This window comes from Nocardiopsis deserti (assembly GCF_008638355.1).
Classification (GTDB): Bacteria; Actinomycetota; Actinomycetes; order Streptosporangiales; family Streptosporangiaceae; genus Nocardiopsis; species Nocardiopsis alborubida.
The window spans coordinates 362878-380684 of the sequence record NZ_ML703349.1 but is presented as its reverse complement, the minus strand read 5'-3'; the positions used below and the strand labels follow the sequence as shown (position 1 = coordinate 380684).

Genomic DNA, 17807 nt, shown 5'->3' with positions numbered 1-17807 from the left:
CGGCTCCTCCACGGGCCGGGAGCACGGTTATCAAGCCGTAACGTGCGCACAACGACACACCCGCGATACCGGCAAACGGGACAAAAGATCACATGGATAGCTTTTTATCTTCTTCAGGACACTGTCGCGGCCACCCCTGACGGGGATATCCAGTCCGGGACGCCCCCGTGAGGGAGCGCCCTACGGCAGGGAGGGACCGACGCCCATGGAGAACCGCTCCACGGCAGCACACGACAGGCGGTGGCCGGTGTCCGCCGGCACCCGCACCGGGAACCGCACGGTGCCCCCGACCTTCGGCGTCGAGGAGGAGTTCTTCGTCGTCGACCCCGGCACCCGCCTCATCCTGTCGCGAGCGCCCGAGGTGCTCGCCAACACCCGCGTCCTGAGCGATCACCTGTGCGGCGAGTTCAGCCGGGCGCAGGTGGAGGCCAACAGTCCCGTGTGCGACGACGCGGGCGACGCCCTGCGCTTCCTGCGCGCGGCCCGCGGGGAGCTGGACCGCGCCGCCGGCGCCGCCGGGCTCGCCGTGGTCGCCTCGGGCACCGCCGTCCTGGGCGACCCGGCCTCGGCGCGGACCAGCGAGGGGAGCCGCTACGCCGACATCGCCGCGCACTTCGGCGCGCTGCGCGAGTCGCACGTGGTGTGCGGCTGCCACGTGCACGTGGGCATCCCGGACCGGGAGACCGCCGTGGCCGTGGGCAACCACCTGCGCCGGTGGCTGCCGTTCCTGGTGGCGCTGTCGGCGAACTCGCCCTTCCACTCCGGACGCGACACCGGGTACTCCAGCTGGCGCACGGTCGCCTGGAACCGGCTGCCCTCGGCCGGTCCTCCCCCGCTGCTGCGCTCCCTGGCCGAGCACGAGCAGGCGGTACGGGCGCTCTCCGACACCGGGGCGATCCTGGACCGGCGGATGGTCTACTGGGACGTCCGCCTCTCGGACCACCTGCCCACGCTGGAGATCCGCGTGAGCGACGTGGCCGCCACCGCCGAGGAGGCGCTGCTGCTGGCCCTGCTCGTCCGCGGCCTGGCCAGCCGCGCGCTCACCGACGTGCGCTACGGGGTCCCCGCTCCGGGCATCCCCGACCAGGCGCTGCGGGCCTCCGTGTGGCGGGCCGCCCGGGACGGGCTGGAGGGTGTGGTGCCCGACCCGATGACCGGCGAGGCCCTGCCCGGGCACGCGGCCGCCGACCGGCTGCTGCACGCCGCGCTGCCGGGGCTGCTCGCCAACGGCGACGCTGACCTGGCCTCCTCGCTGCTCGACCGGGTGCGCGCGGCCGGAAGCGGGGCGGCCCGCCAGCGCGCCGCGTACGCCCGGCGGGGCAGCCTCACCGACGTGGTGGACCACCTCGTGGTCCAGACGAGGGAGGGCCTCGGCTGAGGCGCGCGGGCCGTCCCGGCGCGGTTGTCCACAGGGGCTACCGCCCGCCCCGGATCCGGGGTTTCCTGGATACGGGGGTCCCCCGGGCCCGCCCGCGTCGTGCTGCCCTCCTCCGGCCCCCGGCTCCGTCTGCCGCGCCCGAAGGCAGCGGAAGGCAGCCGGGGGCGGCCGGAAACGCCCGGGAGAGCCCGAAGGGAACCGGAGAAGGCCCCACGGGGTCACCGCCCCCAGGAGCTACCGCTGGGCCAGCTCCTCCGGCCGTCCGTCCCCGCCCGCCACCTCGGCCATGGTGGGCGGGTTCGCCCCCTCCCGGGTCACCGTGACCGCGGCGACGGAGACCGCGAACCCCAGCAGGTCCTCCAGATCCGCCTTGTCCAGCCCGGCAAGGCGGGCCCGCGGGTCCTCCCCCAGCCGGTCGTGGCGGTCCAGCCAGTTCAGCAGGGCTCCCATGAAGGAGTCGCCCGCGCCCACGGTGTCGGCCACCTCGGTCCTCGGCGCGGCCACCGCCACCTCCTCGCCGCGGGAGACCGCGAGCGCCCCGTCGGCGCCCATGGTCACCACCACCAGCGCCGGGCCCAGCGCGGCGACGGCCTGGGCCGCCCGGGCCGGGGACAGGTCCGGGTACAGGAACGCCAGGTCCTCGTCGCTCGCCTTCACCAGGTGCGCCTGCGCGGCGTGCCGCAGGGCCAGCGCCCGCGCGGTCACGGGGTCGCCGATGACGTCGTGGCGGATGTTGGGGTCCAGCGTGAGCGTCACCCGCCCGCGTCCGTGCTCGCGGCGCAGCATCGCCTCGATCAGGGTGGCGCCGGGCTCGCGGAACAGCGCTATCGACGCGGCGTGCAGCGCGCGGACCCCCGGTTCCAGCTCCTCGGGCAGCTCCCCCGCGCGCCAGCGCCAGTCGGCGGCGTCGTCCATGCGGAAGTCGTAGCGGGCCGACCCGTCCTGGCCGAGCGTGGCCAGGGCCAGCGCCGTCGGCTCCTGCGCCGGGAGCAGCCCCGCCGGGTCCAGCCCCTCCCCGAGCAGGCGCTCGCGGATCAGCTCGCCGAAGCCGTCCGCCCCGATCCGCGCGAGCAGCCGGGTGGGCGTGCCCAGCCGGGCCGCCGCGACCGCCGTGTTGGCCGGACCGCCGCCGGGCGCCGCCTTGAGCACGTCGGCGCCGTGGGACGTGGGCAGCAGGTCCATGACGTTCTCGCCCACCACGACGAGCCGGGGGGAGGAGCCGGACCCCGCGGCCCCTCCGGCCGGGGCGCCCTGCGCGTCCCCTGGGTTCTGGGTGGTCACGCGTTTCCTCCGGGGTTCTGGTCGGTGCCGGGCAGAAGGGCGGCCGCGATGGAGGCCGACAGCCCGACCTGGGGCAGGAGTGCCGCCTGGTAGGCGTGGTAGACGTCCGGCTTGCCCGGCCACACGCTCGCGGCCGGGCGGTTGTCCGGATCCAGCTCGTGGTGCCAGCTGCCGCGCTCGCGGTCCACGTGGTACCGGTCGGCGTAGGCCCACCAGCGTTCGTACAGGTCGGTGTAGGAGGCCCCGCCGGTGTGCTCCGCCAGCGCCCAGGCGGCCATGGCGGCCTCGGCCACCACCCAGTGCATGCGCTCGCGCACGACCGGCCGGTCCTCCCAGTCGAGGGTGTAGACGAACCCGTCGGCGCCGTCGACGGCCCAGCCGCGCCGGACGGCGTGGTCGAACAGTGCCTCGGCGTCGGTGCGCAGCCACGCGGGGACGGGGTCGCCCGCACGGCTGAGCGCGACCTCCAGGTGGACCAGCAGGCGCGCCCATTCGAGCAGGTGGCCGGTGGTGCTCCCGAAGGGCCGGAAGGGGTGGTCGGGCTGGTCCCGGTTGTAGTCCGGGACGGGCTTCCAGTCGGAGGTGAAGTGCTCGGGAAGACGCCAGTCGTGCTCGGCGGCCACGCCGTGGATCAGGCGCTCGGCGACGGAGAGCGCGCGGCGGGCCCACAGGACGTCGCCGGTGGCGTCGGCCGCGGCGAGGAAGGCCTCGACGGCGTGCATGTTGCTGTTGGCGCCCCGGTAGTCCTCGGTGGCGGTCCACCCGCTGTCCCAGCTCTCGCGCAGGGCTCCTGCGGATTCCTCCCAGAAGCGCTCCTCGACGACACGCAGCGCCTCGTCGAGCAGTTCACGCGCCCCCGGACGACCGGCGAGTGTGGCGCTGGAGGCGGCCAGGACCACGAACGCGTGCTCGTAGGCGGACTTGCGCGGACGTTCATGGGAGCGCTCCCGGGAAGAGTCCACCCCGGCGTCGTCCGGTACCCGGTCGAACCACCCGCCCTCCCGGGCGTCGCGCAGGGGGCCGGACGCCAGGGCCGCCACACCGTGGTCGGCCAGCCGCCCGGCGTCGGCCTCCCCCCGCAGGTGGGCCAGGGAGAACACGTGCGTCATCCGCGCGGTGATCCAGGCGGCGGCGGGCCGGTCACGCTCCACGCGCCCGTCCGCGTCGAGCCAGCCGAAGCCGTCGGACACGGCGGATCCCGCGGCGAAGCCGTACAGCCGCCGCTCCTCCTCGCGCAGCCGCTCGGGGAGACCCGGGGCCGGTCGTGTCGATGGTGTCAATCCACTGCCTCCTCAAGGCGTCGGTGAGCGGGTCCACGGTATCCCGCGAACTCGACACCGCGGTAGACCGGGGAGCCCGGTCAACAGAACACACCATCACTCCCGTGACAGAACATTCCGGACACACAGCTTCGGGGAGGGCGCCGAAAACCGGGTGCGCGGACACACCCCCTCTGCCAGAGTTCCCCTGGCGCCGCGGCGCCGCGGCGCCCGAGGGCCGCCGGACACGGGCGCGGCCGGTCCCCCGTCCGTCCACGGCAGAAGGCAGGCCCGTCATGACCCACTCCTCCCGTTCCTCCTCTCCCGAACGCTCCCCCTCCTCCCACTCCCCGGAACGCTCCGACCGGGACGCCCTGTCCCGCGACCCCCTGCCCCTGCGCGGCAGGACCGCCCTGGTCACCGGGGCGAGCAGGCGCGGCGGCATCGGCTACGCCGTGGCCCGCCGCCTCGCCGCGTACGGCGCCTCGGTGATGGTCCACCACCACCAGCCGCACGACGCGGAGCTGCCCTGGGGCAGCGACGACCTCGCCGCCGTGCTCGACGGCGTGCGCGCGGTGCTCGGCGACCCCGGGGCCCGCGTGGCCGACGTCGGCGCGGACATGGCCGACCCCGACGCGCCCCGGCGGGTGGTGGAGGCGGCCGTCGCCGAGTTCGGGCACCTGGACGTCCTGGTGGCCAACCACGCGCGCAACGGCGGCGACGCGACGCTGGCCGAGGTGACCCTGGAGATGCTCGACGGGCACTGGGCGGTCGACGCCCGCGCGCCCCTCCTGCTCGCCCAGGCCTTCGCGGCGCGGCACGACGGGCGCCCCGGCGGCCGGGTGCTGTTCATGACCTCCGGGCAGATCCGCGGGGCGTTGCCCGGCGAGGTGGCGTACGCGTCGGCCAAGGCCGTCCTGGCCCAGATCACCCCGACCATCGCCGCCGAGCTGGGCCCGCGCGGCATCACCGTGAACGCCGTCGACCCCGGACCGGTGCAGACCGGCTACATCGACGAGGACCTCATGCACCGCATCCTGCCCGGCTTCCCGGCTGGTCGCGTGGGCCTGCCGGACGACCCGGCCAGGCTGCTGGCCTGGCTGACCACCGACGAGGCCTCGTGGGTGACCGGCCAGGTGGTCAGCGCCGACGGAGGCTTCGGCTGCTGACGGGCCGCCCACGCGCCGCCGGGAGGACACGAGGGACCTGACCTGCGCTGATCTCGCCCCTGGTGGCACTGTGGAGCGCCGACGTGGCCGCCAAGGGCAAGATCGCGGCAAAGGTGCCGGACTCAGTCCTGGGAACCGGGTCTGGTCACCCGCCCGGCCGCGTTGCGCGCGGCGGCCTTGGCGCTCCCCAGGTCGGCGGCGCGGCAGGTCCACCGGACGTGCTCGGCGGCCGTGACCGGGTCGTCGGCCATGGGGATGTGCCCGCTGCCGATCAGCGAGACCATGCGCGCGTTGGGCACCCGGTGGTGGGCGTGCGCGGCGCTGGAGGGCAGCAACGTCCGGTCGCGGTCGCCCCAGGCGATGGTGACCGGGCACTCGATCGGCCGCGCCGTGAAGACGTACTCGGCGATGTGCGGCACGAGCCGGATGTAGGGCGCGCCGTGCTGGAGGCCCCGGACGCTGAACCGGGTCGCCTTGGCCGCGGGCGACGAGGGGTCGCCGCGCAGCGCGATCCGCGCGGCCGTCCTGGCCGGGGCGGTGTTGGCCAGGCGTTCCTTGACCGGCATCGGGACGTGCGTGGCGAGGCGGGAGAGCGCGCCGATCGCGCGTATCGCGCACCGGGCGAACCTGTCGGAGAACCCCGCCGGGGAGAACACCGTGACCGACGCGGCCAGGCCCCGGACCCCCAGTTCGAGGGCGATCGACCCGCCGAGCGAGTTGCCCGCCAGGTGCGGGCGCTCCAGCCCGTGCAGGCGACAGAACGCCTGGATGTCGTCGGTCAGGGTGAGAACGTCGTAGGGCTCGTCGGGGCCGGGCCCCGGCGAGGCGCCGAACCCCGGCAGGTCCACGCAGATGACGCGGTAGTCCGCCGAGAGCCGCCGCATCACGGCGGTCCAGCTCTGGCGGCGGTCCCCGAGTCCGTGGAGGAGGACCAGGGGGCGGCCGCTCCCCCGTTCTTCGAAGGCGATACGTGTCGGGTCCATATCCTTCGGTCTACCCGATACGCGGACCTGTCGCGCCCCCGGCTCGCGAGGCGGCCGGGAGAGCGGTTGGCCGGGCGCCCGGAAAAGGGGCGCCCCCGCGCCGGGCCCCGGACCGGGGCTCCTCCGAACCGGGCGCGGAACGGTCAGCTCCTCCGGGGAGCCCGCGTCAGCACCACGCCCGCCAGCACCGCGAGCAGTCCGAGCACCGGACCCGCGCCGAGCCCCAGGCCGGACACCGTCAGCAGCAGCATCCCGCCGCCGACCAGCGCCGCGGCGGCCAGGACGCGGACCATGCCCGGGGAGCCGCTCAGCGCCTTCGGCGGGTTCTCGAACCGCACCGCCCAGTGCGCCAGCGGCACGATCAGCGGCACCAGGACCACCAGCCCCAGCACGCCCCACAGCACCCACATGCCCGTCAGCGGCTCGGGGGTGTCGATCCCCAGGCCGAACACCAGCACGCCCGCCACCACGCTGAGCGGCAGCATGTGCCACAGGTAGACCGTCATCAGCTGCGGGCAGATCCGGTCCAGCAGACGCGCCGGGCCGGGGCGCTCCGACCAGGCGCTGATCCGCTCGCGCAGCAGCACCGCGACGCCGATCTGCAGCGCGCCCATGGCGGCGAGCACCAGGGTGGGCGGGGACACGTTGGAGGACTCCGTGGCGAACACGCCCGTCATGTTGAGTGAGTAGGGACCGAACAGCGCCAGGGCCAGCGCGACGGCCGCGCCGCCCGCCACCATCCCCGCGGCGTAGCGGAGGCGGATCGTCCCCGTCGCGTAGCGGAACCCCAGCTGGTGCACGCCCAGCCACACGAAGGCCACGTTGAGGTAGCCGACCCAGTCAGCGCCGGTCGAGAAGCGGGTCAGGTCCACGGCCGCGGCGGCTGCCAGCAGGGCGATCGGGACCCACCAGCCGAAGAGCTCCTGGGCCCGGACCAGCAGCGGGGTCGACACGACCACCAGCACGTACACGGCGAGGAACCACAGCACCATGCCCGCGGCCTCGGCCCCCACCAGGACAGCCTGGGCCGGTGCGCCGCCCAGGACCAGCAGGTGGGAGGCGACGATCCACAGGGCCGCCAGCGGCACCACCGGCCAGGCGAGTCTGCGCAGTCTGCGCGCGAACCAGTCCGAGGCGGACATGCCCCGGCCCGAGGCCGAGCGCCAGCTGATGAGGTTGGCCGCGCCCCCGACGAAGAAGATCAGCGGCATGACCTGGACGACCCACGTCAGCACGAAGCCGCCCTCGGTGGACAGGACGCTGCCCGCCTCGAAGGAGCCCGGCTCGTGGACCAGGACCGGCAGCCACCAGTGCTGCATGACCACCAGAGCCATCACGAACAGCCGGATGACGTCCAGGAACCTGTCCCGGCCCGCCCCGGGGCGCGGTGTCCGCGGAGACGGTAGGAGGGCGGTGCCGGAGGTGTACGCCGACGACGCGCCTCCGCCTTCGTTCTCGACGGTCACGGTCATCGGTCGCTCCTTGGTCTACCCCGTACGCGTGTGCGTCCCCGGGCGCGGTGGTGCGCGGGGGCCGTGTGGCCGGGATCAGGGGGTGGCGACGCGTTCTCGAACGCGCCCGGTGGCGTGGCCGCGTCAGCTCTACTGTCGGCGACGCGTGGTAACGAGAGTAGGTCCGGTCGGGTGGTGGCCGCGATGGATCTGACGCCCCTCTCCGAGGGGCGGTTCGCCCGACCGTGGAAGGTGGTGCCTGCACCACCGCGCGTCGGGGCACGGCGGGTCGGGGACCGTCTTCCCCCGGCCGGAGGGCGCGGACGCGCCGAGCGGTGCTCCGGAAAACCCGGGAGAGTTCCCGCACACGGTACCCCGCGAGCCAGCGTGCACGGAACCCTCGGAGAAGGTCCGTGTGCGGAGACGGAACAGCTGTCCGGGGCGGTCGGGCCGCGCGACACCGGCGCGGGGGACCCGGGCGCGAGAGGAAACGGCGGCCCCGAACCACGTTGCTCTGGTGCCGTGACCGGAAAGGTCCGTCGGCCCAGCCGCATACGCCGTGATCGTGTACTCATAGCGAGGTTCGAGCGCCGACATCGGCTACGAGTACAAGATCATCGCAGGTCAGAGCCCCTCGCGTCACACAGGCGACATTTCCTGTCGCGGTGTCAGGGCTCAGGGTCAGGGCGCGGTGGGCAGCGCGCGCTTGTGGGCGGTGACGCGGTACCGGTCGACCAGCGCGGTCTCCACGTGCTCGGGTACCGGCAGACCCTCCAGGAAGTCGTCGATCTGCTCGTAGGTCAGACCGAGCGCCTCCTCGTCCGGCTTCTGCGGGGCGAGCGTCTCCAGGTCGGCGGTGGGCACCTTGCGCACCAGGTCCTCCGGAGCGCCCAGCTCGGCGGCGACCGCGCGCACCCGGCGCTTGGTCAGCCCGGTCAGCGGCACGAGGTCCGCCCCGCCGTCGCCGTACTTGGTGAAGAACCCGGTGACCGCCTCGGCCGCGTGGTCGGTGCCGACCACCAGTCCGCGCAGGCCGCCCGCGACCGCGTACTGGGCGATCATCCGCTGCCGCGCCTTGACGTTGCCGAGGACGAAGTCCGCCGAGGCATCGCTGGCGTAGGACATCCCGGAGGCCGCCAGGGAGTCGGCCATGGCGTCGCTGGCGGGCCTGACGTCCACGGTGAGGCAGCGCTCGGGGGCCGTGAACGCGACGGAGCGGGCCGCGTCCTCCTCGTCCTTCTGCTCGCCGTAGGGCAGGCGCATGGCGACGTACTCGCACTCGTGGCCGTTCTCGCGGGCCCGGTCCACCGCCAGGCGGCACAGGCGTCCGGCGGTGAGCGAGTCCACGCCGCCGCTGATGCCCAGGACCAGCGCGGTGGAGCCGGTGCTGATCAGCCGCTCGGCGAGGAAGGCCACACGGCGTTCGATCTCGACGTGCACGTCGAAGTGCTCGGGCACTGCGAGGTCGCGGACGATCTCGCGACGGGCCTGGCTCAGCTCGGTGTCGGTCACTGCGGTCCCCCGTGGATGTGGTGCGTGTGCCCGCCGATTATCGCCTGTCCCGCGTTCGGGGACGAGTCCGGGGAGCGGCCGGGACCGGAAGGGACGGGAGGGTGCGCGGTTCCGGGGGCCCGGGGCGGTCTCAGGAGTCCGTGCGCAGGCGGCGGGCGAAGCGCTCGTAGTCGACGACCACGCCGTCGCCGTCCACCGACAGCCGGTACTCGCCGTGCAGGGGGTCGCGGTAGGTGTAACGCTCCAGGCCCTCCTCGGCGGGGTGGCGGGTGTAGCGCTGCCTGACCCGGCGCACCCGCAGGGAGGGGATGTCGATCCAGACCACCGCGATGTCGCGGTACTCGCCCGGGCGCAGGCCGAGACGGCGGATGGGCAGGGTGTTGGTGAGCGGGGTGGCGGCGACGTCCACGTCCAGGCAGCCCACCAGCCCGGGGAGGGGGACGCCGTCGGGCCCGGTCCAGTGGCCTCCGTGGGCGTCGAGCGTGACCGACTCCAGACCCTGGGAGGAGAGGACCTCGGCGCGCACCCGCCGGGTCGTCCACGCCAGGTCCGTGCGGACGCTGAAGCGGGTGAAGAACCGCTCCTCGCCCACGACGACGGTCTCCCCGGCCTCCAGGCGGTGGCCGTCGGGCTCGGGGAGGAGCGTGCCCAGCCCGAGCCCCTCGGGGACGTCGGTCCGGGTCCACGCGGCCGGGTGTTCCGTCAGTGACGACATGTCACCGTTCTACCGTTCCGGGATACGGGTGCGCCAGAGCGGCCCTCGGCCCGCACCGCGGGCGCGGTACGGGCCGAGGGGCCGGGGCGGTCGCCGTCCCGGCCGTCGCCGGTGTGGCGGCCGGTCAGGCCCGGGCGGACTCTCCCGGGGCGGAGCCGGAGCCGGTCCCGCGGATCTCGGCCTCGACCCGGTCGAAGTCGCTCTCCATCTGCGGGGTGACCCTGGCCAGGCCGTTGAAGACGAAGATGGCGGCGACGCTGAGGATCACGGCCGGGACCATGGCGTACAGGCCGGTGCCGAAGAAGTTCGCGTCGAGGATGTCCCACACGATCGCGGTGGTGCCGCCCGCGATCATGCCCGCGAGCGCGCCGGACCAGCTCATGCGCTTCCAGAACACGGAGAGCACCAGGATCGGGCCGAAGCCCGCTCCGAACCCGGCCCAGGCGTAGCCGACCAGGTCCATCACCGACTGGTCGCCCCACAGGGCGATGGCGGCGGCGCCCAGGGCGACGGCGACCACGGTGACGCGGCTGACCCACAGCAGCCTCTTCGGGTCGGCGTCGCGGTCCACGAAGGCCCGGTAGCCGTCCTCGGTGAGTGCGGACGCGGCGACCAGCAGCTGGGAGTCGGCGGTGCTCATGACGGCCGCGAGGATGGCGGCGAGCAGCAGCCCTGCGACCAGCGGGTGGGTCAGGGCCTCGATCAGGAGCGGGAAGACCTGCTCGGAGTTCTCCAGCGGGGTGTCGAAGTAGGCGATGCCGATGAAGCCGACCAGCACGGCCAGGATCATGGCGGTGACCGCCCAGGCCACGCTGATGGTGGCGGCCTTGGGGATGTCCCGGACCGAGCGGATGCCCATGTAGCGGGACAGGATGTGCGGCTGTCCGAAGTAGCCGAAGCCCCAGGCCAGGCCGGAGACGATGACGACCCAGCCGAGGGTGTCGGTGCTCACCCACTGGCCGAGTTCGGCGTCCAGGGCGGTGCCTCCGACGGCCGACAGCAGCCCGTCGCTCTTGTCGGACACGCCCTCGGTCAGCCCGGCGAAGCCGCCGAGCGCGGTGACCGCCATGACGGGCACGACCAGCAGGGCGATCCACATCATCGCGGCCTGGACCACGTCGGTCAGTGATACGGCGAGGAAGCCGCCGAGCACGGTGTAGAGCACCACGATGCCCACGCCGATGGCGATGGCGGGCCCCGGGCTCAGGCCGAAGACCTGGTCGAACAGGGCGGACATGGCGACGAGCCCGGAGGCGACGTAGAAGAAGTAGAAGACGATGATGAGCACCGCCGAGACCCCGCGCAGCAGCCGGGTGGGGTCGTTGAAGCGGTTCTCCAGGAAGGAGGAGAGGGTCAGGGAGTCGGAGTCGCCCCCCGAACGTGCGTCGGTCACGCGCTCGGTGTACACCCGCAGGCGGGGCGCGAGGAGGATCCAGCTACCGGCGAAACCGCAGGCCAGGCCGACGGCGATCCAGGCCTCCCCCAGACCGGAGACGTAGATGGCACCGGGCAGACCGAGCAGCAGCCACCCGCTGAAGTCGCTGGCGTTGGCGCTCAGGCCCGCCACCCAGCTGTTGAGCTGTCTGCCTCCGAGCACGAAGTCCGACTGCGAGACGGTGCGCTTGTAGGCCCACAGCCCGATGGCCACCATGGCGGCGAGGTACACGCCGAAGGTCGCGACGGACCAGAGCATGGACTCGTCCAAGACCCTGCCCTCCCTTCCCTTGAGCGCGCGGACGAGAGCCTTACGCGCTGTTTATGGACATTGCGGGAGATCATTGCCCTTTGTTCGGCAAGTCACAACGTCCGCGCGTGGAACAACACCGCTTTGAGATCTCGTCGAGTTCTCGACCAGGCACTATTGTCCGCCAGGCCATACCGGGGCGCCAGTGTTTGTCGGATCGGACATACGCGGGCCGCCCGCCCCGCCCCCCGAGAGCGACTGTGATGCGCATCACGCTCCATCGGGGCGCCGGAACCCGTGCGTACCGGTTTCCACGCTCGTCCTTGTAACTCTCTTCCGCCACAGAGAGCACTTGTGGAACTCTGTTCTCTCCACTCCAGTGCCTCTTGATTCACCGCTGTCCGAGGGGGAATTGTTCCGAGAAAAGTTGACATCGAGAGAGGTCTCCCGAACGTGGCCGCCCCCCATACCCCGCGTGGTCTGCAACCCAACGAGCCCTCATGGCAGATGCGTGTGCTCGACCAGCACGACACCGTGGGCGGTGCCGTGCTCCTGTCCCCCGGCCTGCTGGTCACGTGCGCGCACGTCGTCAACGCCGCGCTCGGCCTCCACGGGGACAAGGAGGAGCATCCGGGCGCGCTCGCCACCGTGCGCCTCAAGTCCTTCGACGACCGGGAGTGGGAGGCCACCGTCGACACCCAGCTGTGGTCGGCGGGCCCCGACAGCCGCGACCTGGCCGTGCTGCGGCTGCGGGACGCGGGTCCCGACACGTCCTTCCCCGTGCTGAGGGAGTGCGCGAGCCTGGACCCGCAGCAGCCCCTGTACACGGCGGGCTACCCGGAGGGCATGCGCTCCCTCCAGGCTCCGCTGGTCTGCCAGGGGCCCGGCGGGCCCACCGGACTCACCCACCAGGTCGAGACTCCCACCTCGCAGCCGGTTCGGATCACCGGCGGTTTCAGCGGCTGTGCCGTGCGCACCGGGACCGGCGAGCTGGTGGGGATCATGCAGAAGACCCACCACTACGTGTGGAACGACCCCGACCGGCCCTCGGGCATCGCGTTCATCCTCCCGGTCGAGGAGCTCGTCGGCGAGCGCGACGGGGGCGACGTCGTCTCCGTGCAGCGCCTGGCCGACGAGTCCCTGTGCGGCAGGGAGGCCTACGACAGTCTGCACGACCTGCTGGACTCGGTCTCCCTGGAGGTGCTCCCGCCGGAGGACCTGCTGCGCCCGAGCGAGACGCGCAGGGCCAGACGGCACGGCACGGGCGCGACCGCGTGGCGGGTCCTCACCGCCCTGTGGGACCTGGTTCCGCCCCTGGGCGAGCCACCGCCCCGGGTCGCCTGGGTGCACCACGTCCACCAGGAGATCCGGCACCAGAGACCGCTCCCGCCCGCGGTGTGGTCCTGGATCAGGCGGGAGGCCTCCCCGATGGGGCGCGACTGGGAGGAGGTCCTGACCCGCGACCGGGACCGGCGGCTGCTCAGGAGCCGGGAACCGGACGCTCCCGCGGCGCCCCACACCCACCGTTCCGTGCGGCCTCCCGGAACGGTGGTGACCTTCGAACTGGAGCCGGTGACCGGCGGCTACCGGCTCCTGCACAGCATCGACCACCGGGACGAGAGGGTCAGGCTGCCACAGAGCACGAGGCTGGTCGGCGAAGCGGAGGTCTGCGACGAGATCGCCGACCTCATGGGCGAGGCCACCATGCAGATGTTGATCACACCGGACGAGGACTCACTGCGGCTGAGCGTCCGGCTGCCGAGGGAGCTGCTGCACCTGAGCCTGGGACAGGCCAGCCCGCACCGCGACCTCGTGGCGTTCCCGCCCCTGCTCTGCACGATGTACGAGATCGTCTACCACGTGCGCGAGCGCGTGACGGAACCGCACTACCTGGGCGCCTCGGAGCGGTGGCGCACACGCACCATGCGGCAGCGGGCCCGGCCCCTGGTGGAGGACCGCAACGTCCTCACCTCGTGGAGGCAGGAGGCGAACGAGGTGGCCAACGTCCTCTCCGACCTGGACCTGACGGTGCTCGTCGTGGACGACGAGAGCCCGGACCTACGGCACGTCTACGACGCGGCCCTGTACCAGGGGGTCCCCACCATCATCAGGGGCCCCAAGAGCGCGATCCTTCCCCTTCTCCAGGAACTACTCGACCAGGAACCCGACGCCCGGGTGCGGATATCCGGGCTCCCCCGTTATCTGCGCGACAGGGCGCGGGAAAATTCGGACAGTAGAAAAATTGCGATCATCCATGACTCCTTTGAGGACACACTCCTCTGGAACGCTCTCGGCGGCCCCGGCGACACTGAGAGCCCCTGAGCCTGGGGGATGATGGAGGGGCACGGCACGCCGGGTACGGTCGCCACACACCGGTCGTATTCGCGTCCGGACCGTAACGGCTCCCGTCCCCGCGGAGAAGCCGCCGTCTTTCCTGGCTAGAATCTCTCTGATTGGATAGGAGAACCAGAGAGGTATTCCCAGGGAGACAACGGGGACACGCCCACCGATTCGGATTTTAGGTCCATATTAGGACAAAGATGGATGATCTGTCGCACAGGTATCGCAACGCACTCGGCAACCTGACGGACGGGCCGTCCCGTCTGGCCGTCCTCGTCGACTCCTCGTCCCTGATGGACCTGCACCAGCGCAGTGTCGCGGAACTGGCCGAGGCGGCCGAGCGGGCGGGAGCGTCGGTCGTCCGCTTCCACCCAGGCCACGCCGCCCACGCGCCGAGGGTCCACGGCGCCGAGGCGGCCGTCCTCGTCACCGACACCCAGGACCGGGGTTGGCGCCAGCCGAAGCTGCGTTCCTGGGTCGCCGCGCTCGCCTCGCGGATCCCCACCGCCGTCCTGCACCTCCTCGACCGCTCCGTGTGGTCCGGGGGGCCGCTCACACCGCAGCCGATGCGTATGACGGCCCCGTCCCCCGCCGCCCCCGCCTCGTGGACCCTCGCACGCGCCCCGGACGAGAGTTCCGATCCCGTTCTCCCCGCTGACGCGGCGGTACTGCCGGTCCTGGAGTGCGGGCCGGATGCCCTGGCGGAATGGGTCTCGGTTCTCGACGGCGGGATCCGGGTGTGGGAGGCCGACGTGTGCGTCCTCCCGCCCGACGGCGCACGGCCGCCCAGCACCACCCCCTGGGAGGCCGACCCGGTGTCGCGCTTCCTGTCCCGCGCCTCGCGCGGTGCCCGCGAACTCGCGGTACGCCTCACCCAGGCGCCCGTCAACCTCGCCGTCGCGGAGCTGATCCAGCGCAACATCCCCCACGCGCCCCGCGACGGGCGCCTCGCCGTCACCGAGATCGCCGAGGTCTTCGGCGGCGAGCTGATGGACCCGACACTGCCCACCGGCGACCTGCACGACCCGGCCGCCACCGCCCTGGAGTTCCTGCCCGGGGTCCGCAGGGACCTGCTCGGCAGGTTCGGCGACCTCAGCGTCATGCGGTCGGTGTACTACTCGCTCGGCATCGAGTTCAAGGACTCCGCCCGGATCTACCAGTGGCTGGCCCGGATCGAGACCGGAGCGCCCCTCGTTCCCTCGCTCGACGGGGAGGAGGACCTGGCCAGGGCCGTGCTCCCCGCGCTGTCCGAGATGCCCGGAGAGTACCGGCGCTTCGCCGAGCACCTGCGCGCCGCGCTGGAGGGGGACTCCGGTCCCGCGGTCCCCGACGCCGCCCCCGCTCCCTCCGCCACCGCACGCCGCACGACCGCCGCACCCCGAGAGGAACCGAGTCCGACCGTGACCGACACCCACGCCTCCGAGACGGAGTCCACCCCCTCGGAGCCCACCGCCCTGCGCCCCCGGAGTCGTCAGCCCCGGACCAGGTCCCTGGCCAAGCTCCGCGGCGTGCCTCCGCACAACCTCAACTTCACCGGGCGCGAGAAGATCCTCGAACGCGTCCACGGCCTGCTGGAGGAGTCCGCGGGCGGGATCTACCTGCTGTCGGGCGGAGGCGGCATCGGCAAGACCCAGATCGCCATCGAGTACGCGCACCGGTACCGGGACGACTACGACCTGATCTGGTGGATCACCGCCAACAGCCCCGCCGACATCCAGCAGTCCTACATGCACCTGGCCCGGCACCTGGGTGTGGCCGAGGACGGCGGCAACCTGGAGAGGACCGCCCAGCACGTGCGGGACGTGCTGGAGAGCGACCCCGAGGTGGGACGCTGGCTCCTCGTCCTCGACGACGTCTCCGACCTGGACCAACTGGGTGCGGGGGAGATCCCCACCAACGGTCCCGGCGACATCATCATCACCTCACGCGACCAGAGCTGGATCCCCAGCGGGCGCAGCGAGGGCTCGGTCGTGCCCAGCCTGACTCCGGAGGAGAGCGTCGCCCTGCTCCGCAAGGTCTGCCCCCAGGGCCTGGAGGACGACGGGGACGCCCTCCGGATCGCCGAGCGCCTGGAGCACCTCCCCCTGGCGCTGGCCCAGGTGGGCTCCTACCTGCGCGATTCCCTGATGAGCGTCGAGGACTTCCTCCAGCTGATCCAGGACAAGTTCGACGACTTCGTCACGCACGTGGAGTCGGAGGACCTGTACCCCCTGCCGCTGGCCGCCGCCTGGAACATGCAGCTCGACGACCTGCGGCGCGGCAGCGGCGGGGACCGCGCGCTCAAGCGGATGGTCCGCGAGTTCGTCCAGCTGTGCGCGTTCTTCGGTCCCCGCCCGCTGGCGCGCACCCTCTTCCACCGGGCACGGGGCCTGAGCGCCAATCCCGAGCTGGCGCAGATCCTGGGCAACGAGATGGCCCTGTCCAGGGTGCTGCGCTACGTGAGCAGGCACAGTCTCGCCGAGTTCGACCGGACCAAGCACACCTTCCAGATGCACGTCACCTTCCAGACGGTCGTGCAGAACACGCTCGGCGACGAGGAACGCGTACGTTACCGGGACCTGGCCCACCGCCTCCTGGCGCAGAGCGACCCGCTGGGCCCCGAACTCCCGCAGAACTGGCCCGAGTACCAGCTGCTCTTCACCCACGTGACCGCGTCGGAGGCCTGGCGCAGCCACGACCTCCAGGTCCGCGGACTGGTCTACAACGTGATCATGTACCTGGTGGAGACGGGCAACGACAACGAGGCCCTGAACCTGGCGGACCGCGCCATCGAGTCCTGGTACGACGACACCGCGCAGCGGTTCCAGGTGCAGCTGCTCCGTGCCCGGCTCCTCCGCGCCCAGGGCGACAACGAGATCGCCCTCTCCGAGGCCGAGCGGATGTACGCGGAGCAGACGGAACTGGAGGGCGCGGAGAGCGAGGAGGCCCTGGACGCCTACCGCGCACGGGCCACCGCCCTGAGCAACCTCGGCCACTACGGCGAGGCCCTGACCATGTTCGAGGACATCCACCGGGTCAGGATCGCCCGGTTCACCGAGGACGACGAGAGCACCCTGAGCCTCGCGCATGACATCGCGGTCTGCCTGCGCCGCCTGGGCCGGTTCCAGGACGCGCTCGACCTGGACCGCCGCACTCTCGAACAGCGCAAGTACGTGTTCGGGACGAACGGCATCCCCACCCTGCGCACCCGGCTGTCCATCGGTCTGAGTCTCATGGCCCTCGGGCACCTCCAGGAGGCCCGGGAGACGCTGGAGGACTGCCAACGGCGCTTCGACGCCGCCGAGGCGGACGCCAGTGTCCACACCGCGGACATCCCCGTCTTCCTCTCCGTGGTCCACCGCAGGCTCGGCGACCACGACCTGGCCCTGGAGCTGTCCGGGCAGGTGCGCGACGCCAACGCCCAGCGCCACGGGCCGCACACCCGGCCGATGCTGCACATCAACAGCATCCACATGGTGAACCTGGCCCTCACCGGCCGGGTGGAGGAGGCCAAGGACCTGGCCGAGGACCTCCTGGAGCACATGGACGAGGAGTTCTCCAGCCGCCACCTCTTCCCGTGGGCGTCCCGGGCCAACGCGGCGATCGTGTTCCGGGCCGCGGGCGAGTACGAACGTGCCTACGACCTCGACCGCGCGGCGTCGGAGGAGATCCGCGGCATCTTCCCGGACGCGCTGATCACCCTGGCCGCGGTCGAGGTCAACCTGGGCAACGACCTGTTCTCGCTGGGACGGCTCAAGGAGGCCCGCACCCAGGACACGGCCAGCGTGGAGCTGTGCCTGGAGAGCCTGGGCGAGCACCACCTCTTCCTGACCACCGCCCGGCGCAACCTGCTCATCAGCCGCCGGGCTCTGGGAGAGGACGTCCGGGAGGAGTGGGGAGCCCTGCGGGACCTGTACGCCGCCCGTTTCGGCCCGGACCACCACTTCGTGACCACGATGGCGGACTTCGTCCGGCTGGACACCGACATCATCCCGGTCGGGGGCTGAGGCGCGGATCCGGAGAACGTCCGGGAACGCTCCGAATCGTAGGAAGCGG

At 72.5% G+C, this 17807-nt stretch carries 11 protein-coding genes; 4 read left to right on the top strand and 7 right to left on the bottom strand.

The annotated features are described in order from the left end of the window. Window positions 1-205: 205 nt before the first annotated feature. Complete coding sequence (locus FYW99_RS06770) at window positions 206-1378, top strand: carboxylate-amine ligase (RefSeq protein WP_150251087.1); 1173 nt, start codon at window positions 206-208, stop codon at window positions 1376-1378. Between the two features lie 234 nt (window positions 1379-1612). On the opposite strand, the gene FYW99_RS06765 is transcribed toward FYW99_RS06770, so the two are convergent. Further along, window positions 1613-2659 (bottom strand): carbohydrate kinase family protein, encoded by a 1047-nt coding sequence (locus FYW99_RS06765; RefSeq protein WP_150251086.1) that lies wholly within the window; start codon window positions 2657-2659, stop codon window positions 1613-1615. Then, window positions 2656-3939 (bottom strand): AGE family epimerase/isomerase, encoded by a 1284-nt coding sequence (locus FYW99_RS06760; protein ID WP_150251085.1) that lies wholly within the window; start codon window positions 3937-3939, stop codon window positions 2656-2658. Before FYW99_RS06760 ends, FYW99_RS06765 begins: the two co-directional genes overlap by 4 nt. A gap of 275 nt (window positions 3940-4214) precedes the next feature. Between FYW99_RS06760 and FYW99_RS06755 the strand changes: the two genes are divergently transcribed. Then, a complete protein-coding gene (locus FYW99_RS06755; protein WP_223838807.1) occupies window positions 4215-5087 on the top strand; it encodes an SDR family oxidoreductase in 873 nt (290 codons plus the stop codon). 122 nt (window positions 5088-5209) lie between these two features. Here FYW99_RS06755 and FYW99_RS06750 read toward each other — a convergent pair whose 3' ends face one another. The 5 genes from FYW99_RS06750 to putP all read right to left on the bottom strand — a co-directional run bounded on the left by FYW99_RS06750 (window position 5210) and on the right by putP (window position 11441). Then, window positions 5210-6070: an alpha/beta fold hydrolase gene (locus FYW99_RS06750; RefSeq protein WP_150251084.1), complete on the bottom strand. Its 861-nt coding sequence runs from the start codon at window positions 6068-6070 to the stop codon at window positions 5210-5212. Between the two features lie 143 nt (window positions 6071-6213). After that, complete coding sequence (locus tag FYW99_RS06745; RefSeq protein WP_150251083.1) at window positions 6214-7542, bottom strand: acyltransferase family protein; 1329 nt, start codon at window positions 7540-7542, stop codon at window positions 6214-6216. A gap of 660 nt (window positions 7543-8202) precedes the next feature. After that, window positions 8203-9033, bottom strand: a complete 831-nt coding sequence (nadE, locus tag FYW99_RS06740) for an ammonia-dependent NAD(+) synthetase (protein ID WP_150251082.1) — start codon at window positions 9031-9033, stop codon at window positions 8203-8205. A 130-nt stretch (window positions 9034-9163) separates the two neighbouring features. Further along, window positions 9164-9748: a putative glycolipid-binding domain-containing protein gene (locus tag FYW99_RS06735; protein WP_150251081.1), complete on the bottom strand. Its 585-nt coding sequence runs from the start codon at window positions 9746-9748 to the stop codon at window positions 9164-9166. Window positions 9749-9872: 124 nt separating this feature from the next. Then, complete coding sequence (gene putP / locus FYW99_RS06730; protein WP_150251213.1) at window positions 9873-11441, bottom strand: sodium/proline symporter PutP; 1569 nt, start codon at window positions 11439-11441, stop codon at window positions 9873-9875. Between the two features lie 444 nt (window positions 11442-11885). Here putP and FYW99_RS06725 point away from each other — a divergent pair, with 444 nt between their 5' ends. Continuing rightward, the gene (locus FYW99_RS06725; RefSeq protein WP_223838806.1) at window positions 11886-13754 is read left to right on the top strand and encodes a trypsin-like peptidase domain-containing protein; all 1869 of its coding nucleotides are present in this window, start codon (window positions 11886-11888) and stop codon (window positions 13752-13754) included. Between the two features lie 218 nt (window positions 13755-13972). Continuing rightward, window positions 13973-17758 carry an FxSxx-COOH system tetratricopeptide repeat protein gene (gene fxsT, locus FYW99_RS06720; RefSeq protein ID WP_150251080.1) on the top strand — a complete coding sequence of 1262 codons (3786 nt, stop codon included), beginning with the start codon at window positions 13973-13975 and terminating at the stop codon, window positions 17756-17758. Window positions 17759-17807: the final 49 nt, after the last annotated feature.